The 22,408-nt window shown below is 60.8% G+C and carries 29 protein-coding genes; 20 read left to right on the top strand and 9 right to left on the bottom strand.

Features of this window, described 5'->3' with window-relative positions:
* Nucleotides 1–48: 48 nt before the first annotated feature.
* Both N0P34_RS16385 and N0P34_RS16380 read right to left on the bottom strand, forming a co-directional pair.
* Nucleotides 49–798 (bottom strand): 16S rRNA (uracil(1498)-N(3))-methyltransferase, encoded by a 750-nt coding sequence (locus tag N0P34_RS16385; RefSeq protein WP_275604292.1) that lies wholly within the window; start codon nt 796–798, stop codon nt 49–51.
* A gap of 92 nt (nt 799–890) precedes the next feature.
* Entirely contained in the window at nt 891–1,265 is a 375-nt protein-coding gene (locus N0P34_RS16380; RefSeq protein ID WP_275604291.1) for a nuclear transport factor 2 family protein, read from the bottom strand.
* A gap of 261 nt (nt 1,266–1,526) precedes the next feature.
* On the opposite strand from N0P34_RS16380, the gene N0P34_RS16375 reads away from it, so the two are divergent.
* The 9 genes from N0P34_RS16375 (at nt 1,527) to ubiA (ending at nt 8,266) form a co-directional block, all read left to right on the top strand.
* On the top strand, nt 1,527–1,865 hold the full coding sequence (locus N0P34_RS16375) for a metalloregulator ArsR/SmtB family transcription factor (protein ID WP_275604290.1): 339 nt from the start codon (nt 1,527–1,529) through the stop codon (nt 1,863–1,865).
* Entirely contained in the window at nt 1,862–2,323 is a 462-nt protein-coding gene (locus N0P34_RS16370; protein ID WP_275604289.1) for an SRPBCC domain-containing protein, read from the top strand. The genes N0P34_RS16375 and N0P34_RS16370 overlap by 4 nt, the downstream gene beginning before the upstream one ends.
* Entirely contained in the window at nt 2,320–2,904 is a 585-nt protein-coding gene (locus tag N0P34_RS16365; protein ID WP_275604288.1) for a glutathione S-transferase N-terminal domain-containing protein, read from the top strand. The genes N0P34_RS16370 and N0P34_RS16365 overlap by 4 nt, the downstream gene beginning before the upstream one ends.
* A 190-nt stretch (nt 2,905–3,094) precedes the next feature.
* Nucleotides 3,095–3,718, top strand: a complete 624-nt coding sequence (locus N0P34_RS16360) for a DNA alkylation repair protein (protein ID WP_275604287.1) — start codon at nt 3,095–3,097, stop codon at nt 3,716–3,718.
* Nucleotides 3,719–3,840: 122 nt separating this feature from the next.
* Nucleotides 3,841–4,362, top strand: a complete 522-nt coding sequence (locus N0P34_RS16355) for a hypothetical protein (protein ID WP_275604286.1) — start codon at nt 3,841–3,843, stop codon at nt 4,360–4,362.
* 474 nt (nt 4,363–4,836) lie between these two features.
* The gene (locus N0P34_RS16350) at nt 4,837–5,766 is read left to right on the top strand and encodes a hypothetical protein (RefSeq protein ID WP_275604285.1); all 930 of its coding nucleotides are present in this window, start codon (nt 4,837–4,839) and stop codon (nt 5,764–5,766) included.
* A 337-nt stretch (nt 5,767–6,103) separates the two neighbouring features.
* A complete protein-coding gene (locus N0P34_RS16345; protein WP_275604284.1) occupies nt 6,104–6,604 on the top strand; it encodes an AAA family ATPase in 501 nt (166 codons plus the stop codon).
* A 162-nt stretch (nt 6,605–6,766) separates the two neighbouring features.
* On the top strand, nt 6,767–7,234 hold the full coding sequence (locus N0P34_RS16340; protein ID WP_275604283.1) for a GNAT family N-acetyltransferase: 468 nt from the start codon (nt 6,767–6,769) through the stop codon (nt 7,232–7,234).
* 96 nt (nt 7,235–7,330) lie between these two features.
* Entirely contained in the window at nt 7,331–8,266 is a 936-nt protein-coding gene (ubiA, locus tag N0P34_RS16335; protein WP_275604282.1) for a 4-hydroxybenzoate octaprenyltransferase, read from the top strand.
* 135 nt (nt 8,267–8,401) lie between these two features.
* Here ubiA and N0P34_RS16330 read toward each other — a convergent pair whose 3' ends face one another.
* Nucleotides 8,402–8,917 (bottom strand): DUF6101 family protein, encoded by a 516-nt coding sequence (locus N0P34_RS16330; protein WP_275604281.1) that lies wholly within the window; start codon nt 8,915–8,917, stop codon nt 8,402–8,404.
* A 294-nt stretch (nt 8,918–9,211) separates the two neighbouring features.
* Between N0P34_RS16330 and N0P34_RS16325 the strand changes: the two genes are divergently transcribed.
* Complete coding sequence (locus N0P34_RS16325; RefSeq protein WP_275604280.1) at nt 9,212–10,039, top strand: 3'(2'),5'-bisphosphate nucleotidase CysQ; 828 nt, start codon at nt 9,212–9,214, stop codon at nt 10,037–10,039.
* 17 nt (nt 10,040–10,056) lie between these two features.
* Nucleotides 10,057–10,293, top strand: coding sequence for a DUF4170 domain-containing protein (locus tag N0P34_RS16320; protein WP_275604279.1), 237 nt, complete (start codon nt 10,057–10,059; stop codon nt 10,291–10,293).
* Between the two features lie 26 nt (nt 10,294–10,319).
* On the opposite strand, the gene N0P34_RS16315 is transcribed toward N0P34_RS16320, so the two are convergent.
* The 4 genes from N0P34_RS16315 to N0P34_RS16300 are packed head-to-tail and all read right to left on the bottom strand — an operon-like array spanning nt 10,320 to nt 14,306.
* Nucleotides 10,320–11,471 (bottom strand): hypothetical protein, encoded by a 1,152-nt coding sequence (locus N0P34_RS16315; protein WP_275604278.1) that lies wholly within the window; start codon nt 11,469–11,471, stop codon nt 10,320–10,322.
* A 2-nt stretch (nt 11,472–11,473) separates the two neighbouring features.
* On the bottom strand, nt 11,474–11,695 hold the full coding sequence (locus tag N0P34_RS16310) for a DUF2093 domain-containing protein (protein WP_275604277.1): 222 nt from the start codon (nt 11,693–11,695) through the stop codon (nt 11,474–11,476).
* Nucleotides 11,696–11,744: 49 nt separating this feature from the next.
* Nucleotides 11,745–13,361, bottom strand: coding sequence for an exodeoxyribonuclease VII large subunit (gene xseA, locus N0P34_RS16305; RefSeq protein ID WP_275604276.1), 1,617 nt, complete (start codon nt 13,359–13,361; stop codon nt 11,745–11,747).
* Between the two features lie 57 nt (nt 13,362–13,418).
* On the bottom strand, nt 13,419–14,306 hold the full coding sequence (locus N0P34_RS16300) for a LysR family transcriptional regulator (RefSeq protein ID WP_275604275.1): 888 nt from the start codon (nt 14,304–14,306) through the stop codon (nt 13,419–13,421).
* A 149-nt stretch (nt 14,307–14,455) separates the two neighbouring features.
* Here N0P34_RS16300 and N0P34_RS16295 point away from each other — a divergent pair, with 149 nt between their 5' ends.
* Nucleotides 14,456–14,719, top strand: coding sequence for a hypothetical protein (locus N0P34_RS16295; RefSeq protein WP_275604274.1), 264 nt, complete (start codon nt 14,456–14,458; stop codon nt 14,717–14,719).
* 145 nt (nt 14,720–14,864) lie between these two features.
* Here N0P34_RS16295 and N0P34_RS16290 read toward each other — a convergent pair whose 3' ends face one another.
* Nucleotides 14,865–15,122 carry a PilZ domain-containing protein gene (locus N0P34_RS16290; RefSeq protein ID WP_275604273.1) on the bottom strand — a complete coding sequence of 86 codons (258 nt, stop codon included), beginning with the start codon at nt 15,120–15,122 and terminating at the stop codon, nt 14,865–14,867.
* Nucleotides 15,123–15,135: 13 nt separating this feature from the next.
* Nucleotides 15,136–15,588, bottom strand: a complete 453-nt coding sequence (locus tag N0P34_RS16285; RefSeq protein ID WP_275607006.1) for an invasion associated locus B family protein — start codon at nt 15,586–15,588, stop codon at nt 15,136–15,138.
* A gap of 372 nt (nt 15,589–15,960) precedes the next feature.
* Here N0P34_RS16285 and coxB point away from each other — a divergent pair, with 372 nt between their 5' ends.
* The 8 genes from coxB (at nt 15,961) to N0P34_RS16245 (ending at nt 22,350) form a co-directional block, all read left to right on the top strand.
* Nucleotides 15,961–16,881: a cytochrome c oxidase subunit II gene (coxB, locus tag N0P34_RS16280; protein ID WP_275604272.1), complete on the top strand. Its 921-nt coding sequence runs from the start codon at nt 15,961–15,963 to the stop codon at nt 16,879–16,881.
* Between the two features lie 24 nt (nt 16,882–16,905).
* Entirely contained in the window at nt 16,906–18,600 is a 1,695-nt protein-coding gene (ctaD, locus tag N0P34_RS16275) for a cytochrome c oxidase subunit I (protein ID WP_275604271.1), read from the top strand.
* Between the two features lie 75 nt (nt 18,601–18,675).
* A complete protein-coding gene (locus tag N0P34_RS16270; RefSeq protein WP_275607005.1) occupies nt 18,676–19,596 on the top strand; it encodes a heme o synthase in 921 nt (306 codons plus the stop codon).
* Between the two features lies 1 nt (nt 19,597).
* Nucleotides 19,598–19,774: a hypothetical protein gene (locus N0P34_RS16265; protein ID WP_275604270.1), complete on the top strand. Its 177-nt coding sequence runs from the start codon at nt 19,598–19,600 to the stop codon at nt 19,772–19,774.
* Nucleotides 19,774–20,328: a cytochrome c oxidase assembly protein gene (locus tag N0P34_RS16260; protein WP_275604269.1), complete on the top strand. Its 555-nt coding sequence runs from the start codon at nt 19,774–19,776 to the stop codon at nt 20,326–20,328. The genes N0P34_RS16265 and N0P34_RS16260 overlap by 1 nt, the downstream gene beginning before the upstream one ends.
* Before the next feature lie 2 nt (nt 20,329–20,330).
* Nucleotides 20,331–21,167: a cytochrome c oxidase subunit 3 gene (locus N0P34_RS16255; protein WP_275604268.1), complete on the top strand. Its 837-nt coding sequence runs from the start codon at nt 20,331–20,333 to the stop codon at nt 21,165–21,167.
* Between the two features lie 65 nt (nt 21,168–21,232).
* The gene (locus N0P34_RS16250; RefSeq protein ID WP_275604267.1) at nt 21,233–21,586 is read left to right on the top strand and encodes a DUF983 domain-containing protein; all 354 of its coding nucleotides are present in this window, start codon (nt 21,233–21,235) and stop codon (nt 21,584–21,586) included.
* Nucleotides 21,583–22,350, top strand: a complete 768-nt coding sequence (locus N0P34_RS16245) for an SURF1 family protein (protein WP_275604266.1) — start codon at nt 21,583–21,585, stop codon at nt 22,348–22,350. The genes N0P34_RS16250 and N0P34_RS16245 overlap by 4 nt, the downstream gene beginning before the upstream one ends.
* The last annotated feature ends 58 nt before the right edge of the window (nt 22,351–22,408 follow it).

Below are 22,408 nucleotides of genomic sequence, written 5' to 3'. Positions count from 1 at the left end.
AGATTGGTGCGGCAACATAGCGAGGGCAAGACGGAAAGCAATCGCCTTTTATCGCCAATCGCCGATGGTCGCTTGAATTACCGCCATTGCGGCGACCGCCGCCGTGTCCGCCCGCAGGATGCGCGGCCCCAGGCTGATGGGCACCACGAAGTCGAGCCCGTGCAGCTTTTCCCGCTCCTGCGGTGAAAATCCACCTTCCGGCCCCACCAGCAATCCGATCTTTTCGCCCCGCAAGTCCTTCAAGGTGTCGAGCGGCGAAGCTGAAGCCGCGCTCTCATCGGCAAACACCAGTTTTCGCGTGCCATGCACGTCTGTCCACTCGGCCAGAAGCCGGTCCAGACTGATTTCGGCCGCGATCTCGGGCACGCTGAGCACTTCGCATTGCTCTGCCGCCTCGATGGCATTGGCGGCCAATCGTTCGGTCTTGAGGCGATTGATTTGGGTATATTGGGTCATCACCGGCTGAATGATGCCGGCCCCCATCTCCACCGCCTTCTGGATCACGTAGTCGAGCCGCTCCGATTTCAGCGGTGCAAAACCATACCAGAGCTCCGATACCGGCGTCTGGGCGCCGATCTGCTCGACCCCTTCTAGCACCACCGCCTTCTTCGAATCGATCGTCAGCCGGCAGAGCCAGGCGCCCTCCCGCCCGTTGAACAGCACCACCTCGTCCCCCACCGCCTTGCGCAGCACCGCCGCGAGGTAGAGCGACTGCTCCTTGTCGAGCGCGATCGCCGCCCCTTGCGACAGATCATGGCTCACATAGAGGCGCGGCAGGCTGGAATGGGATCTCGGCATCTGTCTTGGCACTCTCACGCAGCATTTGCCCATTCTCTACTGCGTCTTGGCGCCAAGGTGTAGCCTCCAACCGGCCAACCCAATCCTCAATCCTATCCGTCCGATTTCATCGCATAGCTATGGTGCTCATGCACGATGAGCCACTGGCCCGCCTCCTTGCGCAGCCCGACCGTCAGGCGCAGCGGATTGTCGAAAATGTGGATGAAGGCGGTGGCGAAGGCCACGGATCCGTCTGCGGTGACAGCAATATCCCGGAGGTCGAAGGATCGCGGACCACCGGGCGAATACTGAAAAAACAGGTCCCACGTCGCCCGGTATTCGTCCATCCCCCGGCTGAACAGCGGCTCCGGCACGTCAAACATCAGCATGTCGGCGTCGTGATGGGCCAGGATCCGCTCCATATTCCGCGCCCGCACGGCCTCGGCCCAATTCTCGAGCAAGGTCACAATTTCGGTTTCGTCGCTCATATCTCATCCCCCCATTACCCTACGCGACGTCCGGCGCCCCCCGGTTTCGACACCAAGACTTCCACACCCACCGAACCGCACCCTCCCCCTTGAGGGGAGGGCCGGGGAGGGGGGCTCTCCCCGCGGCCATGCCGAAGTCCACCTTCCATGCTTGACACTCCCAGACACGTCCTTCCCATCACGCCCGTGCCGGACTTGACGACCAATCCTCCCCCATCGTATTAAACCATAAAGTTACATAACCAAATGGTTCCGTGCGCAATGACAACCGATCCCCTCAGTCTGACCCTGTCGGCGCTTGCCGATCCGACGCGGCGCGCAATTCTTGCCCGTCTCTCGCGGGGGGAAGCCACGGTGTCGCAACTGGCCGAGCCGTTTGACATGAGTTTCCCCGCTGTCTCCAAGCACCTGAAGGTGTTGGAGCGTGCCGGACTGGTGGAAAAGGGACGCGAGGCGCAGTTCCGCCCGCGCAGGCTGAAGCCCGAGCCGCTACGCGATCTCTCAACCTGGCTGGAGAGCTACCGCCAGTTCTGGGACGCAAATCTCGACAGTCTCGACGCCTACCTCACCGAAATCCAGAACAAGGACACCCAGCGATGAACGCACCGAACAAGGCGGAGACCCGGCCGGAACTGACGATCAAGCGCGTCTTCGATGCGCCGAAGGAACTCGTCTTCGACTGCTGGACCCAGGAGAAGCATATGGCAAACTGGTTCTTTCCCAAGGATTTCACCGTGCCCTATTCCCAGAGCGACGTCCGGACCGGCGGCTCCTACCGGTCCTGCCTGCGCGCGCCGGACGGCACGGATCATTGGGTGGCTGGCACCTATAGGGAGGTGACGCCGCATGATCGCATCGTCTTCACCCATGCCTGGCAGGATGAGGCGGGCAACGGACAACACGAGACGGTCGTCACCATCGCCCTCAAGGATCTTGGCGATGGCCGGACGCAACTGACCTTCCACCAGGCCTTCTTTCTCTCCGAAGCCTCGCGTGATGGCCATGCCGAGGGCTGGGGTGAAACGCTGGACAGTCTCGAAAGGTATCTTTCGGCATGAAGCTCTATCTCACGCCAGGGGCATGCAGTCTCGCCGACCACATTGCACTGACCGAAGCCGGCTTCGACGTCGAGACGATCCGGGTCGATCTGCCAACGTGGCGCACCGAGCACGGGGACGATTTCACCGCCATCAATCCGAAAGGCTACGTGCCGGCTCTGGTGTTCGACGACGGCGAAATGCTGACCGAGAATGTGGCGATCATGGATTGGATCGCGGGAGAGGCGCCGCACCTTGCACCAAAAGGCCGGCTCGGGCGGTCTCGCAACGTCGAGATGCTGGCCTTCCTTGCCACGGAAATCCACCGGCCCTTCATGCGCTCGATGTTCTCGCCGGCAGACGCCGAGAAACAGGCGGCGCGACAGGCGATCGCGGACCGGCTGGCGCTGATCGCCGAACGGCTGGACGGCGACTATTTGTTCGGCGACGCCTTCGCCACCGCCGACGCGCTCTGTTTCGTCATGGTTCGCTGGGCGCGCGATTCTGGCTTCGATCTTCCACACAGGCTGACCGCCTATGCCGAGCGGATCGCGGCGCGGCCAGCCGTAAAAAAGACGCTGAGGGCAGAGGGTCTGGCCTAGGCAGAACGCTGTCCTGGCACGCCCGAAACCGGCGAGAGATATGATCCCAATGACATCTGCAAACTCCCCTCAGGCGGTTTCGGGGCGGCAAGCGGTCACTTTCAGCAAACAACAGACGGCAAAGACGCTGTGAGTGATTTAGGATGGCCCATCAAAATCTGTCATCGTTAGCGCCAAAACGTGAGGCCTGATGGGTATCACCGAAGACATCGTCGAAAGATCAAGAAAGACGGAGCACGGCTTCAGTGATTTGAAGCTTGCGGCGACTGAAGTGATTTCGTCCGTGGGCAATGCGCAATCGAAGCAGATTGCGCTGGAGCTTCTCTGCTCGGAAGTTCATCAAGCCAGATGTGTGGCCACTTTCATATTGGGACACTTGGCAGCAGCGGATCCGGACGCGCTGCTCATTTTGAAACAGCGCGTAAGTCAGGACGACGACTGGCGTGTTCAGGAGATACTCGCCAAAGCGTTTGACCAGTTTTGCAGCGATACCGGATATGAGGCGGCGCTGCCGATAATCAAGGACTGGCTGTCTTCCGCCCTGCCCAACACACGCCGCGCCGTGACCGAAGGACTAAGAATATGGACGGCCCGACCTTACTTTCGGGACAACCCTGGTGTCGCTATCGAGCTTCTCTCTGCGCTTCGGGCGGAAGAAAGTGATTACCTGCGCAAGTCGGTGGGCAACGCGTTGCGGGATATCAGCAAGAAGCACGCTCATCTTGTTCGCCTGGAGGTAGAGAGCTGGGATTTGACTCAGCATGGCGTCCAACAGGTATATAAGCTCGCGACGCGCCTGATTGCTGACCACTAACGACGCACAGCCGCACACGAAAGTCGGCGTCATAGGGGTAGCCTGGCTCAATCGCGCGTCGGGCGTGCGATCCGGGCTGCACCATGGGATTTAGGCAAGACGGAGTAGCTGCAATCCGCCGTTTGGATCATCCAGGTTTCAAGCCCGCCTACCTGGCAAATTGCTTCTGGCTCATGCTGCCACCCATGGCGATAAGCGGTTTGCTGGGCGGAGACCTGCCGCCAGTGTTTCAGGCCGAAACGTTTTGGCAGGACATCCCCATGTGGATTTCGTGGACCGAAAACCTGTCGCGTATTCTGTTAATCGGGCTCACTGTGATCATGCCTTTTTCGGCAGTCACCTCCCGGCAGCGGTGGGGGTTCGCGGCCTATAGTCTCGGCCTGGTCCTGTATGGACTGGCATGGTGGACACTCATCGTCTTGCCGGACACCAGTTGGAGCACCTCTTTCATCGGCTTTGCCGCTCCGGCTTATGTGCCGCTCATCTGGCTGCTCGGCATCGGCCTTGTCGGATCAAGAGGTGAGGGAGCGGGACGCCGAACGGCCTCTTGGCTCTATTTTGCGTCCGCGATTGTTTTTCTGGTTTCTCATAACGTCCACACCCTGCTGATCTATGCTCGGCATGCCAAACCACCAATCGCTTGAACTGCGCAGCGTTCAGTGAAACCCTCGATCAAATGACCGAGATGGGGTCGAGCGCCGACGGTCTGCTCTCGTTGCCAAACCCGGCCGTTCCACTTTGGGGTGGCTTGCGGACTGGCAGCTTTTGGTTTGCGGGTAGGAAAAGCAGGCAGCGGTCTGCAATCAGGCTGCGTTCAAACAGAACGACGAAACAACTGCCCAAACCTACTGCCAATATCCGGACCGCAACGTCGACTTGAAGTATCTATGCACGATTGAATGGTCGAAGCACCAGCTAGACCGTGGAAAACCACCGCCTCTGACTTGCGACGCATTAGAACAAAATGAGATTTAGGGGAGTGACAGCATGTCGCAGTCACTCCCCGGCGATTCGGTACGCGTCTCGTCGAACGAAAAGCGCCACACCCTCTCCTGAACAGCTTGGGTGTAGCGCGGGCCGGGGCCAATCGACAAGACGCTTTGGAGCTACGCTAACAGATGCGTATTAGCCGAACGCAGATCCGAAACCTGGACCGTTATCTAAACGTCCTGCCTCCCGGCAGCACCTTCAAGGTCATCAGCGAGGTCGATGACCATCTGCTGGAAAGAACGGGCTTTGAACTACCGGTGCCCCCCGGCGCCACCGCATTGCCTGCCGCTGTTGGCCGCACCACCCGCTACAACGCTGAGGGAAAATGGCTTGTCCGCCGCGACTTGCCCAAAGAACTTCGCTTCGTCGGGAGCCGGTCATGGGTGCGTAAAGAATGGCGCGGCCGCGATGAGACGGAAGAGGTCGAAGACACGATCTACATTCATCGATGGGCTTATCCTCGCGATCTGATCGAGCCGCCGTCTGTCGAATTGACGTATGTGGAGCACGAAGGTCAACGGTTGGTCGTTTCGCAAGAGCTGACATTCCTACCGGCGGATGCAGAGATAAATAAGCACGTCATCAACATGATGCTCGAGCTTTTTCAGGGTTGCGAGATTGTCCTGCATGATCTCGCTCGGTTGACTCCGCCAGCTGAGTTGCGGGCAAACTGGGTGATGCTGCCGCCCGGCGAACATCCTTGGGATCGCATTGAAGCGCACATCAAAAAGGTGTTCGCTGGAAAAGCACCCTCGGTTGCGAAAGCAGTGCTACAGCGCCAAGACGTTATCCTTGCACACAAGCCATCGGTGACCTGGCGTGGCCTTGGTGGCTTTAGCGACTACGTGGCATATATCTTTGAGGATTGCGGTATCGTGGTCTTAGAAAGCGTACACTACGGAAATGCACTTTATGTGCTCGGTAAAGACTGGGAAGAGCTGTCAAAACTGACAAAGGCTCAGATCATCCGGCATCAGCTGGCCGAGCACCGGATCGTCCACACCAAGGATTGGATCCAGCACCTCAACGAGGTTTTGCTGCCCAAAGCGGCAGAATAGAAAACTTTATTTCAGCCGTGGAGTAACGCCCGCGGCTGGAACTGAGGACAGCTTTTAGACACTTGTTGCCAAAATCTGAACGGCCACAATGGGGTCGAGCTCCGACGGTCTGCTCTCGTGGCCAATCCGCGCCCTTCCACTTTGGGTGGGTAACGGACAGTCCGCTTTTCGTTGGAAACGACCCATACCTGCCGTCTTGACCCCAGAGTGATGCCGCCCCAAGGTGAGGCATGGCAACAGACATCTGATCAGCCGCGATATGCGGCATTGAGCGAAGTGCCGTCACGCAGAAATGCGGGGACGGATCATTCTGCCATACCCTGATCAGAGATTTCCGATGCCCACACTTTACCTGACCTGCGGTCTGCCCGGCTCCGGCAAGACCTCCCTCGCCAAAACGATCGAGCACCAGCTATCCGCCCTCCGTCTGACCGGCGACGACTGGATGCATAGGCTCTACCCAGGACTTTCCACACCAGAAGCTGAACTTGGGCCCTGCCGGGGCCGAGTGGAGCAGTTGCAATGGCAGATCGCGCTGCAGGTCCTTCGCCTTGACTGTAGCGTCGTCGTCGATTGGGGAGTGTGGTCACGGGCAGAACGAGATGTCTGCCGAGAAGAAGCCCGCGCCGCCGGTGCACGGGTCGTCCTCTGTTTCCTTGATGTCCCGTTCGAGCAGCTTTGGGCCAGGGTCGCCCACCGGAACGCCGCGCGTCCAGCCGATACCTTCGAAATCTCACGGAATGACCTGCTTAGATGGTCAGAGTTATTCGAGCCTCCCACGGACGAGGAGTTGGCGCTTTACGACCCGCCCGGCCTCCTGCGTCCGTACCCAATATGACCTCACCGTGATTTCGCGCTGGAGCTTGACTGTGCGTGGCAGGTTTTGGGTAAGGTGCATCGCAGATCTGCCTCTGAACCTCACTATCCGACCAGCCTTGCGCCTTACTTCCTAAGCTAAATAGGGGCCGATAAGTTCATGCCCAGGTTCATGGAGGGGCGATTGACTGAGGTCAGCATTCACGCCGTTACAGCGGAAGATTACGACGCTGCCATTGGGCTCGTCCCTGGGCCGGAACAGCAGCGCTTTATCGCCACGAACGCAGATTCGCTTGCGGAGGCTGCGCAAAATCCCTCCTGCCGTCCGATGATCATCGCTGCCGGTGGAGTGCCAGTTGGCTTTGCCATGGCAGCACTGGACAGTGATGACGGCAATGAGTGGATCTATCGCTTCATGATCGACCAGCGCTACCAGGGGCGCGGATACGGCGCACAGGCGCTGGACCTCTTGGCGCGCCAGATCTTTGTAGATACGGGCTGTCCGCGCATTATGCTGGGCGTTAAACCCGACAACGCGGCCGCCATTCGCCTTTATGAACGTGCTGGATTTCGTCCCGCCGGATTCGAATTTGATGGCGAAATTGCTTTCTGCATGGAGCGTTCCGCCTTTGACCTTCGCTCAACCAGCTAGGTGTTCGACAGCCCTTTCCCCAAAACCTCTCCTCTGCGCGGGGCAATTGCAGTAGACCTCACCTGACCCTGCAAGAACCGTGAGAGTCGTGGCCCAATGACCGACATTCCTCCCCAGCCCGGAACCGTCGCCGATGCCCAGAAGGGCAATTGGCTCGATAGCTTTGCGCCCGACTGGCTCAAGCCCTATGGGCGCATGGCCAGGTGGGATCGCCCCATCGGCTTCTGGCTGTTGTTCTGGCCCTGCGCCTGGGGCATCGCTCTGGCCGCAATGGCCTTTCCCGAACAGGGGTTTGGCTGGTGGCACGCCGTACTCATGCTGGCCGGTGCCATCCTCATGCGCGGCGCCGGCTGCACTTTTAACGACATCGTCGATCGCGATATCGACATGCAGGTCGCCCGAACCCGGTCGCGCCCGATTCCCTCCGGTCAGGTCACGGCCGCGCAGGCGCTGGTCTTTCTTATCATCCAGGCGCTTTTGGGCGCTGTCATTCTCTTCCAGTTCAATCGGTTCACCGTTTGGGCCGGCGTCTTCTCGCTCGTGCTGGTTGCCATCTACCCGTTCATGAAGCGCATCACCTGGTGGCCGCAGCTTTTCCTCGGGCTCGCCTTCTCCTATGGCGCGCTGGTCGGCTGGACCGCCGAAACCGGCACGCTGGGCTGGCCGCCGGTGCTTTTGTATATCGGCACCATTTTGTGGGTCATCGGCTACGACACCATCTATGCCCTCCAGGACATCGAGGATGACGCCCTGGTCGGCGTGAAATCCACGGCCCGCCTCTTCGGTGACAATGTGAAGCCGGCAGTGGCGACGCTCTATGTCGGCGCCTTCGTGCTCTGGCTCGCTGCTGCGATTCTGGCGGGTGCCGGTGTCATCTTCGCCATCCTCTCCCTCGTCGGGGCAGGGGTGATGGCCTGGCAGGTGTGGACGCTCGATCCCACCGATCCGCTCAATCCAAAACCGCGCTTTGACAGCAACCATTATGTGGGCATTGCCCTCACCCTCGCGCTTATGGCCGAGTGGGTCTGGTAGCGGTGGCGCGTTGGCGCCGCTATCAGCATTGAGGGCGAGGAAATGCTAGCAGTCTGCTAACGAATGCCCCCAAAATGCTAAAGGGCCAACCGCACCACCGGTTGACCCTTTCAAAGCATGCTTTGGAGGCAGGTATTAGTTCGTTTCGGCCTGGCCCGGCTTGCGCCGGTTGAGGAAACGTGGGCGCCGCGCCGCTTCTGCGGCCAGCTTGCGCCGGTGTGCGACTTCGCCGAGCATGATGCCATCGACCTGCTGGCTATAGGGCATATAGGCCCCATCGCCGGCCTTGATGAACAGCGGCAGGCGGAGCTTTTTGCCCCAGTTCTGCCATTCGGCGACGACGCTGTGATTGCCCTCTTCCTCGAACACCTTGTAATTCAACTCGGAATCGGGATGGACGAGTTCGATGAGGCTGGTGAGGACGCCGTCCTCGGAAATTTTGGTGGCCACCGCCACGCCGATGAATTCTGTCACCGGAACCTTGATTTTGACGGCCACGCCACTCTGATCGAGCTGCTTGCGCACCGTAACGGTCTTGACCGGATCGCGCGGACCGTTGTCGTTCGCCGCTACAAACCGGCGCTCAGCCAGGGACGGCTTACGGAACGCCAGAACGACAGACGCTCCTTCCATCGCAACGCCATGAACCATTTTTGATGCCTTCCTGTAACTTCGAGAGCTGTTATGTCGCTCCGTTTATGTGGCTCAATTTAGCGCGTCCCCTTACCAGCCGTCTTAATGGGATGGGTTAAGTTTATGTTGTTTTTTGAGGTGGTTAGCAGGGTGTTGCACCCGGTAGGGAGCAATTAACACAACCCGGTTGCACCCTGTTTACCCTGATCCGCGGCGGGGGCCGGGGCCATGCCCGCACAAGATGGGGGGATCGGGAGGAAACCCTTGTCCAATCGGCCGCCGAGGCCTAAAAGCCCCGCCATGCCGGCCGCCATGCCCCCCATAGAAGACGATCTCGAATTGCTCCGCGCCAGCGCTGTCGCGGCGGGCATCATCGCGAGCGGTTATTTCCGCAAGGATGTCAAAAGCTGGACCAAGGACAATGCGTCCCCGGTCAGCGAGGCCGATATCGTGGTCGATCGCTATCTCGCGGCGAGCCTGCTCGGCGCACGCCCGACCTATGGCTGGCTTAGCGAAGAGACCGCGGACAATCCCAGCCGTCTCGATTGCGAGCGTGTCTTTGTCGTCGATCCCATTGATGGGACACGTGCTTTTCTGCGTGGCGAAGATTGCTGGACGGTCTGTATCGCCGTGGTCGAACACGGCGAACCCGTGGCCGGCGTCGTCTACGCCCCCGCCCGCGACGAGCTTTATTGCGCTGCCAAGGATGGCGGCGCCTGGCTCAATGGCGAGCCGCTCCTGCGCCATCGCCGTGCCGGTGCCGCACCCCTGATTCCCGCGCCGGGTGCCGTTCACCAGGAAATGCAGGCCGCCGGGCTCCTTTATACGCGCGGCCCCGCCTATCCTTCGCTCGCCTATCGGCTGGTGCAGGTTGCCACCGGCAAGCTCGACGCCGCCGTCGCGCGGCGCGGCAGCCAGGATTGGGATATTGCCGCCGCGGCCCTCATTCTTCGGGAATCCGGTCTCGATTTCGCCGACGTCTGCGTCGGGTTCCCACAATTTAACAGACGAGATGTGCGTCATGGGGCGCTTGCGGCGCTGGCCGACATGAGCCTAAAACCCCTAGTTCATGCGGCGCTTATCAAAGTCTACGGCTGCCCGGCCGTGATCGATGAAAGCAGCGAACCCTCTACCCCCTAATAGACCGGACATGACCGATGGCTGAAAACGAAAAACAACTTCTGCACCTTGTGATCGGTGGCGAGCTTTCGAGCCTGGATGGTGTGACGTTCACCGATCTCGACAAGGTCGATATCGTCGGAATCTATCCCAATTACGCTTCCGCCTATGTCGCCTGGAAGCAAAAGGCCCAGATGACCGTGGATAGCGCCCAGACGCGTTATTTCATCGTCCACCTGCATCGCCTTCTCGACCCGGCAGTAGCGGGCGCCTGAGTCTGGGGCGCAAAAGCCGCGGCGCCTTAGTTCCGCTCCCGCAGCGCGGCCAGGATTGCCTCCATCGCTCCTGGCCCGCCAATGCGTTCCCGGCCAATCTGCGCCCGCCGGGAGCGCTCCGGGGCGTCTTCAAGCAGTTTCTGCAACGTCGAGGCGACTTCTGACACGCTTGCCTCCACGACCGTCCTTGCCTCGCCAAAGAGATTTTGCTCGTCGGCAAAGCGCGAGCGGCGATCGCGGGAATTGACGAAGGTAATGACCGGCCGTCCCATCCCCAGGGATTGCACCGTGGCGGTGCCGGCCTGACTGAGAACGAGGTCCGAGGCCTCGATCAGATTGCCCATCGCAACGCCACGGGCCATGTGGACCGTCAGGTCGCCATCGCTCAATTGACCAAGATCTGCCGATTCACCGCTGAGCATGCTGGTGCGGCGCAGCCCGGAAATGCGTGCCAGTTCATCGACATTGACGCTCCCCGCAACGGCAACGAAAACATCCGGGCGTTGGAGCGGTGGCAGCGTGCGGAGCGCACCGATCTGGAGGGCGAAGCTCTCCCCGGTCAGGGCGCGGCTGCCGGGCAGAAGCGTGACCCCGAGCGGCATCTGACGTCGTGCCCCGGCGTCGTATTCACCACGCGGAACCGCGTCCATCATGAGATTGCCGGCACATCGCGCATCGACGCCGCGGTCGACAAGCAATTGGGCGAGCGACTGGGCGCGACAGAACACGGTTGAGCAACTCCTGGAAATCGCCCAGGCCTCGAGGGCCGAATAGAGTCGCGCGGCCCCAGTCTTATAGACATCGATGTAGAAGAGATCGCGATTGCCTGTCGCGAGGCACGCCAGCACGCCGACCATGTCACCGACGACGATGATCCGGTCATATCGGCTCCGGATCGAGCGGAGAAATTTGAGGGCAGGTGGCACGGTCATGATGCCGCCATTGACGATGTCCCGCCGCAGCGAGCCCTTGACGTTGCGCCAGCCTTCCGAGGCGAGCGTCGCGCGGGGGCCGACAATGGCGCAAACCCCGTCATAGGCCTTGCCGCCGCCGATCATGGGGTAGGCCTCGACGCTCGCTTCGTCGGCCAGGCGCCTCACCAGCGCTGCGGCGATTGCATCCTCACCGTGACCATTGGAAATGACGAGGTAGCGTCGACGCGCCGCCGTCCCCGACACTCTTATTTGCCCCGGCCGAAGCGCTCGAACGCGGTGTGCGCGGTTGCGGCATCGGCATAGGCTTCCTGCCGGTCGACGCTCCAATAGGTCAGCTCATCGAGAGGTATTGGCCTTCCGGATATGGCGCAGCGCACGAAGCTGCCGGGCTTGAGCACCACATAGTCGCCATCGAGATAGCGCAGCGTTGCCTCGGCCGGCGCAAAACCCTTGTCGAAGATGTTCATCGCCTGGCTCCTTGTCTTCAGGGACCGATATAAGGCGCAATGGCCCCGATCAAAAGAGGCTTTCCTGCGACCCGTCGTCCGATGGTGAACGGGATGCCTTGCGCTTGGCGGGAGGGGCGCCGGCAACTGACGCCCCGATATCGCCATCGGCAAAAGTCAGCTGCAGTAGATCGCCAGGCTGCAGCGCCGATTTTTCCGTGATCAGTCCGCCCTTTTCGTCATGAACCAGCACATAGCCACGCGCGAGCACGTTCCGATAGCCCAGGCTAGCGAGCAGCTTTCCCGTCTGTTCGAGACCATGGCGGCGCTCGGGAATAATTGAGATGGCCCCCTTCGCAAGGCGCGCGGCCACGGGTGCAAGCTGCCCCTGGGCATGGCGTAGTTCCGCCTTGAGGGGCTGGGTGGAAAGCCGCGGCGATAGCCGTCCGAGCGCCGTTCGTTTGCCTTCGAGCGAGTGTGCCATGCTGCGCTCAAGCCGTAATGTTGTGGGGTCACAGGTCAGTCGAGCGCGCTCTATGGTCTTGGCCAGGCCCGCATCCGAGCGGTGCTGGAAATTGCGCAGCTTGTCGCCGAGTTCGGTGTGGCGCTGCCGGACGAGCCGTGGCTGCACCGCACTGGCAAGCTGGGAATACGCCAGCCGTCGCGACTGGACGAAATGGCGCAATGCCCCTGAAAGCTCGCTCGCCGCCAGGTCCAGGCTTTGCCGCTGCGTGGCGACGAGTTCGGCAGGGCGAGGCAGACCCGCACCTGCGGCGCGAAGTCGGTCTCGGAGGGTCGCAAGGCTCCGGCGGGCGGCCTGCCGCTGACGGTTTCCCTGGTCGTCCACATAGGCAATGAGCTCGGCGCGCACCGGCACGGCAGCCTCGGCGGCCGCGGTCGGTGTCGGCGCCCGCATGTCGGAAGCATAGTCGACCAGCGTTGTGTCGGTCTCGTGCCCAACGGCCGAAATGACCGGAATCTGCGATGCGGCGACGGCCCGAACGACGGCTTCCTCGTTGAACCCCCAAAGATCCTCTATCGAGCCGCCACCGCGGGCGACAATCAGGAGGTCCGGGCGGGGGATAGCGCCGTCGGGCAGTAGCGCGTTGAACCCCTCGATCGCGTTGACCACTTCCGGCGCACAGCCTTCACCCTGCACGCGTACCGGCCAGACCAGCACATGACTCGGGAAACGATCGGCGAGGCGATGGAGAATATCGCGGATCACCGCGCCGGTCGGCGAGGTGATCACCCCGATCACGCGAGGCAGATAGGGCAGGGGGCGCTTGCGTTCACGCGCGAACAGTCCCTCGGCGAGCAGCTTTTTGCGCCGCTCTTCGAGGAGAGCCATGAGCGCACCGGCGCCGGCAGGCTCGATATTGTCGATGACGATCTGGTATTTGGACGATCGCGGGAAGGTGGTCAGTCGCCCGGTGGCGATGACTTCAAGCCCTTCTTCGGGTTTGAAGGTCAGCCGCCCGAAGCTTCCCTTCCAGATCACCGCGTCGATGGAGGCGGCGTCGTCCTTAAGGGTGAAGTAGGCATGGCCCGACGAATGCTGTCCGCGATAACCCGAGATTTCACCGCGCACCCGCACATGGCCGAACTCGTCCTCGACGGTGCGCTTTACCGCCTGGGCAATCTCGGAAACTGTGAACTCGGCAGCATTGGAAAGGATATCGGCCATGGCTCGTTGGTGGTCGAATTGCCGCCTTCGGTCAAGTGCGGACAGAGAACGGAATGATCACTCTGCCGCCACGGCGGTGTCCATCTGCTCGAGATTGCCCATCGACTGCACGATGTGATTGGCCAGGGCGTCGTAGATACCTCCATAGGCGTGGCTGGAGCGCATCAGGGCGATCTGTGCGTCCCCGAGCGTGGGCAAACCATGTTCCTCCGAAACAACCCGCATGCCGGGTTGGAGAGCGCTTTCCGGCAGGAACCCGACGGCCAGATCGGACAGCACGGCCGAGGAGATGGCCGTGGCGTTCGAAGACGTGTAGGCGACGCGGTAGTCCTTGCCGGTCCGCTCCAGGGCCTCGAGGGCGTCCTTGCGCCAGATGCAGCAATTGGGCCCGCAGGCAATGGCCAGCGGTTCGCTGGCGAGCGCACGACCGCCATGGCTCGACACCCAGAACATCTTTTCGGTGCGGAACAGTTCGCCGAAATTGTGCCCCGTGCCCTGGGTGAAGACGATCAGGTCGTAGCGTCCGGCCCGCATGCCCTCCAGCAGCAGTTCCGAGGCCATGCAGGAGACATCCACGGCAATCTTTGGGTGTGTGCGCTGGAAGCTCGACAGGATCACCGGTAGCAAACGCACGGCATAATCGTCGGGCACGCCAAACCGGATCGACCCGGCAAGGTCCCCCTCGGAGAAATGATCGAGGATCTCGGCATTGGTGCGCAGCATTTTGCGGGCGCGCTCGTAGAGCACTTCTCCATGATGAGTCAGGGAAACGCTGCGTCCGTCGCGCAGAAGCAGGATTTGGCCAAGCCGCTCTTCCAGCCGCTTGATCTGCATGGAGACAGCGGACTGCGTCTTGTTCACGCGGCGCGCAGCCTCGGTAAAGCTTCCACAGTCGGCAATTGCGCAAAAGCTCTGCAATTGGTCGAGATCGAGCGGGGCAGTCATTTCGGCCTCATCACGCGGATTGATTGGCGAGATGAAATCTATTTGTTGGACGAATGGATGTCCAGCGCGATATCCATTTTCCATCAACGCAGGCACGCGCTATGGCCCAGGTGCGCCGGTCGTCCCTGCCGCTCTTTTGGAGATCTGAAATGGCTCTCTCGCTTCCCGGCGAGCGGTCACTTGCGGCCGCAACGCCCGCAAACCCTGTTCGCACGCTGGTCGCCTTTTTGGCGAGGCAGATCGCTCGCCGTCGTCAGCGCAAAGCCCTCTCAAGCCTGCTCGAACTCGATAGTGCGCGGCTGCGCGATCTCGGTGTCACCCGGTCTGACATTCTTGAGGCGATGAGGGCTGAAAAGGGGCGCAGCGCGGGCATGGTGCTCAACGCGGCCCGGGCGCGATCGGCGCGGAGCTGAAATTACCCTTTGCGGTGGACAATTCCGGTCACCGCCATTCTGTTGGTTCGGACACGTAGTGCTCGTTCCATCTCCCAGGCCGAATTTGCCTTCGGTCTGTTTCCTGACGACTTGCCGGGCAGTGCAGTGCACTTGCCCGGTTTTTTTATGAGGGCAGGCTCAGGAACTTGACGCCGATTTCCACCTCGGTGCGCCAGATGACTGCGCAGCTGAACCGCCGCCCGTCATCCATCGCCAGGTCGAAATGGTCGGGAATGCCGATGATGCCGGCGACGATGAGTTTAGCGCCCTCGTCGGACAGGTTCCGAACCGAACAGTCAAAGGTGGAATAGCCGCTGTTGATGACGATTTTGCCGCCCTTGAGGGTGCGGCGTCTCAAGGTTTTGCGGCGTTCCTCGGTCAAGGTCGATACTCCCTCAGGGCAGGGCGGCAAAGCCCTCGGAAAAACCGTCCAGGGAAACCGGAATGCCGACGCCTTCTTCTGGGGTCTTGAACACCACGAAAATAGCGTCAGTGCCGTCGGAGAGGACCTTGATGAGGTCATCGTCGAGCTCGACCTCGGCAATGCAGCCATTGGGCAGGCAGCGCACGAAGGCGACGCGGCCCATATCCGTGCCATCCACATTGAGGCCCAGCCCATTGGGCAACAGGACGCCGAGCGGCGCCAGCACGCGCAGGAGGCGCGCCTCGCGGTCTGCCGTGCGCAGGACGATCACCGAAAGACCCACATTGGGCTGATCCTCGGCCAGGACATTCTGGATGATCGCACACTGCTCGAAGCTCGCACCGGGCGGGGTGTCGCAACTCATCTGCCAGTCGCCATATTCCGCTCGAACCGTGCCCTGAGCCAGGGCGGGAGATGCGGTCATCAAAACTGTGAGAATCGCGCCAACACCAGCCAGCCGCTTAGCAATGTCCATCACTCTGTCATTTCTCCTGCCGAATCGGGCACGCTTCAGGCGCATTGTTTTGTTTCAGTCAGAGCTTTAGGCCTGTCAACCAAGCCCAGCCTACTCTATTTTGTCCCGATGAGTACGGCGTGCATGAGGCAATCCCCCCCGAAGGCAGCAATTTGCCGCAGCGCCGCGCTTTTACGCCGCAATAGACTCCCGCACTTCAATGTGGTTTAGCTCCGAATGAGTTTTGCGCTCCGAGGTTGAGTCGGGGCGGCGTTAGCTATGCCGCTATTGTTCCCCTCTCCTTCTCGGTGCATGCCGCCAGAACAAGTCGATAGGGGATTTATGGTGACCGGTCAGATCATGAGGAAGTTGGGAGCCGTATTTGCGGCGTCACTGGCGCTGGCGCCAGCGATGGCTGCAGCCCAGGAAGTGGGCAAGGGGCATCCAGCGCCGGGCCAGATTCACTTGCAGGAATCGGTTACGCCGATAATGGACTCCATTGTGGCGTTCCATGACGGTCCGCTGATGTGGGCCATTTCGGCCATCGTCCTGCTGGTCCTGGTTCTTCTTGTGATCGTTGTGGTTCGCTTCAACGCCAAGGCCAACCCGGTTCCTGCGCGCTTTACGCACAACACCCTCATCGAAGTGGTGTGGACCGTACTGCCGATCATTGTCCTGATCATCATTGCCGTGCCGTCCTTCGGCGTGCTGTCCGACCAGATGACCGTGCCCGATGGCGAGCGTAAATATCTCGGCGCCAACATCTTCTCGTTTGGTGATGTCGAGGTTCCGGCCGCTGCCCTGACCGTCAAGGTCTCCGGTGAGCAGTGGTATTGGACGTATGAATATGTCGATGAAGGTGTCTATTTCGACAGCAACATCCTCAGCGACGAGGAAATTGCGGCGCTCAAGCCCAATCAGCCGCGCCTTCTCGCCGTGAACAACGAACTCGTCGTTCCCGTGAACACCACCGTTCGCCTCCAGATCACTGCCAGCCCATCGGGTGTGATCCATGCGTTCGCGGTGCCGTCGTTCGGCATCAAGGTTGACGCCGTTCCGGGCCGTCTCAATGAGACTTGGTTCAATTCGCGCGAGACCGGCATGTTCTATGGCCAGTGCTCCGAACTGTGCGGAAAGGACCATGCTTACATGCCCATCGCCGTTCGCGTTGTGACCGCCGAAGAATACGAAACTTTCATGACGGCCTTCCAGGAAAGCCGTGACTACGCCAGCGCAGTCACGACACTGGCGGCGGTCCAGTAAGTCATAGGGTCAGGGGAAAAACTAATGGCCAATACAGCTCACCTCGAGGCCCATGCCACTGGGCATGATCACGCCGCACACGACCACCACACGCCCACCGGCTGGCGTCGCTGGCTGTTTTCGACCAACCACAAAGACATCGGTATCATGTACCTGGTGTTCGCGATCGTGGCGGGTATCGTTGGCGGCCTTCTGTCGGGCGTGATGCGCCTGGAGCTCCAGGAGCCCGGTATCCAGATTTTCCACGGCCTGGCGGCCATGGTGTATGGTGTCAGCGGCGGCGAAGCCATCGATGCCGGCAAGCAGATGTTCAACGTGTTCACCACGGCACACGCGCTGATCATGGTGTTCTTCATGGTCATGCCGGCCACGATGGGCGGCTTTGCCAACTATTTTGCCCCGCTCATGGTTGGCGCGCCTGATACTGCGTTCCCGCGTATCAACAATATCGCGTTCTGGCTGCTGCCGGCGGCGTTCATCCTGCTGCTGCTCAGCCTGTTCTTCGAAGGCGCTCCGGGCACCACCGGCTTCGGTGGCGGCTGGACCGTCTATCCGCCGCTCTCGACCTCCGGTCACCCCGGCCCGGCGTTGGATTTCGCGATCCTGGCTCTGCATGTTGCAGGCGTCAGCTCCATTCTCGGCGCGATCAATTTGATCACCACCATCCTCAACATGCGCGCGCCTGGCATGACCATCCACAAGATGCCGCTGTTCGCATGGTCCGTCCTCGTCACCGGTTTCCTGCTGCTGCTCGCCTTGCCAGTTCTGGCTGGCGCGATCACCATGCTGCTGACCGACCGTAACTTCGGCACGAGCTTCTTCTCCCCAGAAGGTGGCGGCGACCCGATCCTCTACCAGCACCTGTTCTGGTTCTTCGGTCACCCCGAAGTGTACATCATGATCCTGCCGGGCTTCGGCATCGTCAGCCACATCGTGGCAACGTTCAGCCGCAAGCCGGTCTTCGGTTACATGGCCATGGCCTACGCCATGGTTGCCATCGGCTTCGTCGGGTTCGTCGTGTGGGCCCACCACATGTACACCACGGGCCTCAGCCTCGACGTTCAGCGCTACTTCGCTGCAGCGACCATGGTTATCGCCGTGCCGACAGGCGTGAAGATCTTCTCGTGGATTGCCACGATGTGGGGTGGCTCGATCACCTTCCGCACTCCGATGCTCTGGGCTATCGGCTTCATCTTCCTGTTCACCGTTGGCGGTGTGACGGGTGTGGTGCTGGCCAATGCTGGTGCAGACCGCATGCTGCACGACACCTATTATGTGGTCGCGCACTTCCACTACGTGCTCTCGCTTGGTGCCGTGTTCTCGATCTTTGCTGGCTGGTACTACTGGTACCCCAAGATGTTCGGCTACATGTACTCCGAGTTCCTGGGCAAGCTGCACTTCTGGACCATGTTCGTCGGCGTGAACCTGATCTTCTTCCCGCAGCACTTCCTCGGCCTCGCCGGCATGCCGCGTCGCTATATCGACTACCCGGATGCCTTCACCCTGTGGAACCGTGTTTCTTCCATCGGCTACTACGTGACCTTCGTGGCAATGATCATCTTCTTCTACGCCACCTGGGAAGCCAGCCGTAAGAAGCGCCCGGCCGGCGACAATCCGTGGGGCGACGGTGCGACGACCCTGGAATGGACGCTGAGCTCGCCTCCGCCGTTCCACCAGTTCTCGACCCTGCCGCAGATCGACTCCTCCAAGGCGCACTAAGCGGCCGGACTTATACACTCTCCGCGGAGCGCGCCCTGTGCGGTCCGCAACATGAAGGAAACGCAAGTGGCATACATGGACAGCATGAAGGATGCGCCCGCTCTGACGGGCGAAGCACGGGTGGGCGACTACCTTGTTCTCCTCAAGCCGCGCGTCATGTCGCTTGTGGTTTTCTGCGCCCTTGTGGGCATGCTGATCGCTCCCGGTGAAATCAATCCGATCATCGGGCTCATCGCCATCGTGGCGATTGCCATCGGCGGCGGCGCCTCCGGCGCGCTCAATATGTGGTACGACGCCGATATTGACGCGATCATGAGCCGAACGATCAACCGCCCCATTCCGGCCGGCCGCGTTACCAAGGGCGAAGCCCTGGCATTTGGCCTGATCCTGTCTGCCTTTTCCGTTGCTCTCCTCGGTCTTGCGACCAATTGGGTCGCGGGAGCATTCCTGGCCTTCACCATCTTCTTCTACGCTGTCGTCTATACGATCTGGCTGAAGCGATCGACGCCCCAGAACATCGTTATCGGCGGCGCTGCTGGAGCCTTCCCGCCCATGGTCGGCTGGGCGGCGGTCACTGGATCGATCACGCTCGACAGCTTTGCGCTTTTCCTCATCATCTTCCTGTGGACGCCGCCCCATTTCTGGGCTCTGGCGCTCTACAAGCAGGGTGACTACGGCGCCGCTGGCATTCCGATGATGCCCAATGTTGCCGGCGTCGCCTCGACCAAGCGTCAGATCTTTGTCTATTCGGTTCTGTTGGCGCTGAGCTCGCTGCTGCCGGTCATCCTGGGCTTCTCGAGCCTGATGTATGGCGCTGTTGCCGCTGCCACGGGAGTGGGTTTCATTTTCCTCGCGTTGCGCCTTCTGCGTGCGCCGGACGGGGTCGATATGCGCAAGGCTGCACGCAAGCTCTTCACCTATTCGCTGAGCTATCTCTTCGTGCTTTTCATGGCCTTGCTCGCAGACCACGTCGTCATCAGCCTAGGAGTGTTGTGAGATGGCCAGCCATACCGATCAATTGCCCGCAGGGAACCCCTCACCGGTGGCGCCTAGTCCGTCCCGCCGTCGCGCCCGTTCGATCGCCCTGGCTGCGGCCCTGCTGCTCTTTGCCGTTACCTTCTACGTGCTGACCCTGGTCAAGATGGGCCCGGCGCTGTTCGACCGGATGCTGTAATGAGCACTGAAATCCTTCAGCCGCAGCCCCGACGCAACGAGAAGACAGGCCTGGTCCTGCTCGGCCTTGCTGCCGGCATGGTTGGCCTCGCCTTTGCGGCTGTTCCGCTCTACCAGCTGTTTTGCCAGGTGACCGGCTATGGCGGGACCACTCAGGTCGCCGATGCCAATCCTAAGGGCGTCATTGCACGCGAGATGAAAGTGCGCTTCGACGTCAACGTCGAAAATGCGCTTCCCTGGACAGTCAAGGCCGCTGCGCCGATCACCGATCGCATCGGTCAGGTCGACACGGTGCACTACCTCGCGACCAACACATCCGACAAGCCAGTGACCGGTCAGGCGATCTTCAACGTCTCTCCGGACAAGGCTGGTATCTACTTCAACAAGATCGAGTGCTTTTGCTTCACCGAGCAGACACTCCAGCCTGGGGAAACGGTCGAAATGCCGATCGTCTTCTTTGTCGATCCGGATCTGGACGACAACCCCGAACTCAACACGATCAAAGAGATTACTCTCTCTTATACCTTCTACGCTTCAGAGAATGAGGGAAGCTGAACATGGCCGCGATTGAAAAGAACCATGACTACCACATGGTAGAGCCGAGCCCGTGGCCCGTTGTGATGTCGGCCGCTGTCCTCGTGATGATGGTCGGCGTCGTTTTCTGGATGCGCGACTGGACCCCGTGGATCTTCGCCATCGGCTTCGCCGGTGTGCTCTATTCCTTCTACGGCTGGTGGTCCGATGTGATCAAGGAAGCCAATAATGGCGTTGATCACACCCCCGTGGTGCAGATGCACCATCGATACGGCATGATCCTCTTCATTGCCTCGGAAGTGATGCTGTTCGCAGCCTTCTTCTGGGCCTATTTCGACGGCTTCTTCCGTCTCGACGACGTCGAGCAATATGCGCGCGTTGCCGCCACGGGCGGTCATTGGCCTCCTGCCGGGGTCGAAGTGTTCGATCCGTTCCACCTGCCGCTGTTCAACACCCTCATTCTGTTGACCTCCGGTACGACCGTGACCTGGGCGCATCACGCCCTTCTGGAAAATGACCGCCAGGGTCTGCGTTGGGGCCTGGCCCTGACCGTCGCTCTGGGCGTTCTCTTCTCCTTTGTTCAGGCGCTGGAATACAGCCATGCCGGCTTCTCCTTTACCGGCAACATGTATGGCGCGACCTTTGTCATGGCGACGGGTCTGCATGGCTTCCACGTTCTGGTCGGCACGATCTTCCTGGCCGTGTGCCTGTTCCGTGCGCAGGCTGGTCACTTCACCCCCGAGCGTCACCTCGGCTTCGAATTTGCAGCCTGGTACTGGCACTTCGTGGACGTTGTCTGGCTCTTCCTGTTCGCTTCCATCTATGTGTGGGGCAGCTGGGGCGTAGCGCTCAACCACTAGCCCCGAGCAGGGGATCTTTCGGGGGCGCAGCATCTGCTGCGCCCCCTTTCTCATTGGAGGCGCTCATGGCGGCATCCAGCCCAATCCTGACCGGCATTCTTTGCCGTTGCCCGCGCTGCGCCAAGGGGTCACTGTTCTCGAGCTACCTCAAGCTTGCGCCGAATTGCGCCCGCTGCGGTCTCGACTATGCCTTCGCCGACAGTGGCGACGGACCAGCCGTATTCGTGATTTTCCTCGTCGCGCCCCTGGTCATCATTCTCGCCTTGGCTGTTGGCTCGGTCATCCCCATGGCCCCGTGGGTGCACCTCCTGGTCTGGATACCGGTCACGCTCCTCCTCTGCCTGGCGCTCCTGCCCCCGTTCAAGGGCGTCCTGGTCAATCTCCAATTCAGCAATGATGCCCATGAGGGACACCAATGACCGCGACTACCACCCGCTCGCTGCGCTGGACCGATTGGCTCTTTGCGGTGCTGATGCTGATCCTCGCGGCCGTGTGTGCCTTCCTCGGCTCCTGGCAGATGCAGCGCCTCGCTGAAAAGGATGCGCTCGTGGCGGCCGTCGATGCACGGTTGACCGCTCCGGCGATCCCGGTTCCGACTGCGGAAGAATGGTCAGCCCTCGATTACGAGCAGCTGGTTTTCCAGCCCGTTTCCCTGACCGGCGCCTATCGCTACACCCAGACCGTCACGGTCTTTACCAGCCTGTCCAATGCCAACGGCCAATATGGTGGTCCCGGCTATTGGGTTGTCACCCCGTTCGAGCTCGAGCAGGGTGGCACGGTTTTCGTCAATCGCGGATTTGTGCCTACGCAACTCCAGGAGGCCGCCGCACTGGGAGACCTCCATGGCGAGGATCCTGGCACCGTGACGATAACCGGCCTGTTCCGTACGGCCGAGGCGGCGGGCATGATGACGCCCGAGCCAAATATGTCGGATCGGATCGAGTGGGTGCGTGATCCAGCGCGCCTTGCCAAGATGGTCGATCCGAACCTTGCTCCGATCGCGCCCTTCTATGTCGATTTGCCGGCAGGGGCACCCGGCGATCTCCCCCAAGCTGGCGAGACGGTCATCAGCTTCCCCAATAATCACTTCGGCTACGCACTGACGTGGTACGGTTTTTCCATCGTGGCCGTGGTCATGGTCGGCTTTTGGCTCTGGCGCCAGCGGCGGCCACTGGCAAAGTGAAAGCATGCGGAAGCTTGCGGCTTTTCCGTGCTTTGACTAGGTTGCGACAATTCCAAGA

It is taken from the genome of Devosia sp. FJ2-5-3, assembly GCF_029201545.1.
GTDB lineage: Bacteria > Pseudomonadota > Alphaproteobacteria > Rhizobiales > Devosiaceae > Devosia.
This window is presented reverse-complemented; position numbering and strand designations above follow the sequence as displayed.

Coding starts and splice junctions, on each gene's coding strand:
- N0P34_RS16385 (WP_275604292.1), bottom strand. CDS start 798: ATGCCGAGATCCCATTCCAGCCTGCCGCGCCTCTATGTGAGCCATGAT.
- N0P34_RS16380 (WP_275604291.1), bottom strand. CDS start 1,265: ATGAGCGACGAAACCGAAATTGTGACCTTGCTCGAGAATTGGGCCGAG.
- N0P34_RS16375 (WP_275604290.1), top strand. CDS start 1,527: ATGACAACCGATCCCCTCAGTCTGACCCTGTCGGCGCTTGCCGATCCG.
- N0P34_RS16370 (WP_275604289.1), top strand. CDS start 1,862: ATGAACGCACCGAACAAGGCGGAGACCCGGCCGGAACTGACGATCAAG.
- N0P34_RS16365 (WP_275604288.1), top strand. CDS start 2,320: ATGAAGCTCTATCTCACGCCAGGGGCATGCAGTCTCGCCGACCACATT.
- N0P34_RS16360 (WP_275604287.1), top strand. CDS start 3,095: ATGGGTATCACCGAAGACATCGTCGAAAGATCAAGAAAGACGGAGCAC.
- N0P34_RS16350 (WP_275604285.1), top strand. CDS start 4,837: ATGCGTATTAGCCGAACGCAGATCCGAAACCTGGACCGTTATCTAAAC.
- N0P34_RS16345 (WP_275604284.1), top strand. CDS start 6,104: ATGCCCACACTTTACCTGACCTGCGGTCTGCCCGGCTCCGGCAAGACC.
- ubiA (WP_275604282.1), top strand. CDS start 7,331: ATGACCGACATTCCTCCCCAGCCCGGAACCGTCGCCGATGCCCAGAAG.
- N0P34_RS16330 (WP_275604281.1), bottom strand. CDS start 8,917: ATGGTTCATGGCGTTGCGATGGAAGGAGCGTCTGTCGTTCTGGCGTTC.
- N0P34_RS16325 (WP_275604280.1), top strand. CDS start 9,212: ATGCCCCCCATAGAAGACGATCTCGAATTGCTCCGCGCCAGCGCTGTC.
- N0P34_RS16320 (WP_275604279.1), top strand. CDS start 10,057: ATGGCTGAAAACGAAAAACAACTTCTGCACCTTGTGATCGGTGGCGAG.
- N0P34_RS16310 (WP_275604277.1), bottom strand. CDS start 11,695: ATGAACATCTTCGACAAGGGTTTTGCGCCGGCCGAGGCAACGCTGCGC.
- xseA (WP_275604276.1), bottom strand. CDS start 13,361: ATGGCCGATATCCTTTCCAATGCTGCCGAGTTCACAGTTTCCGAGATT.
- N0P34_RS16300 (WP_275604275.1), bottom strand. CDS start 14,306: ATGACTGCCCCGCTCGATCTCGACCAATTGCAGAGCTTTTGCGCAATT.
- N0P34_RS16295 (WP_275604274.1), top strand. CDS start 14,456: ATGGCTCTCTCGCTTCCCGGCGAGCGGTCACTTGCGGCCGCAACGCCC.
- N0P34_RS16285 (WP_275607006.1), bottom strand. CDS start 15,588: ATGACCGCATCTCCCGCCCTGGCTCAGGGCACGGTTCGAGCGGAATAT.
- coxB (WP_275604272.1), top strand. CDS start 15,961: ATGGTGACCGGTCAGATCATGAGGAAGTTGGGAGCCGTATTTGCGGCG.
- ctaD (WP_275604271.1), top strand. CDS start 16,906: ATGGCCAATACAGCTCACCTCGAGGCCCATGCCACTGGGCATGATCAC.
- N0P34_RS16270 (WP_275607005.1), top strand. CDS start 18,676: ATGGACAGCATGAAGGATGCGCCCGCTCTGACGGGCGAAGCACGGGTG.
- N0P34_RS16265 (WP_275604270.1), top strand. CDS start 19,598: ATGGCCAGCCATACCGATCAATTGCCCGCAGGGAACCCCTCACCGGTG.
- N0P34_RS16260 (WP_275604269.1), top strand. CDS start 19,774: ATGAGCACTGAAATCCTTCAGCCGCAGCCCCGACGCAACGAGAAGACA.
- N0P34_RS16255 (WP_275604268.1), top strand. CDS start 20,331: ATGGCCGCGATTGAAAAGAACCATGACTACCACATGGTAGAGCCGAGC.
- N0P34_RS16250 (WP_275604267.1), top strand. CDS start 21,233: ATGGCGGCATCCAGCCCAATCCTGACCGGCATTCTTTGCCGTTGCCCG.
- N0P34_RS16245 (WP_275604266.1), top strand. CDS start 21,583: ATGACCGCGACTACCACCCGCTCGCTGCGCTGGACCGATTGGCTCTTT.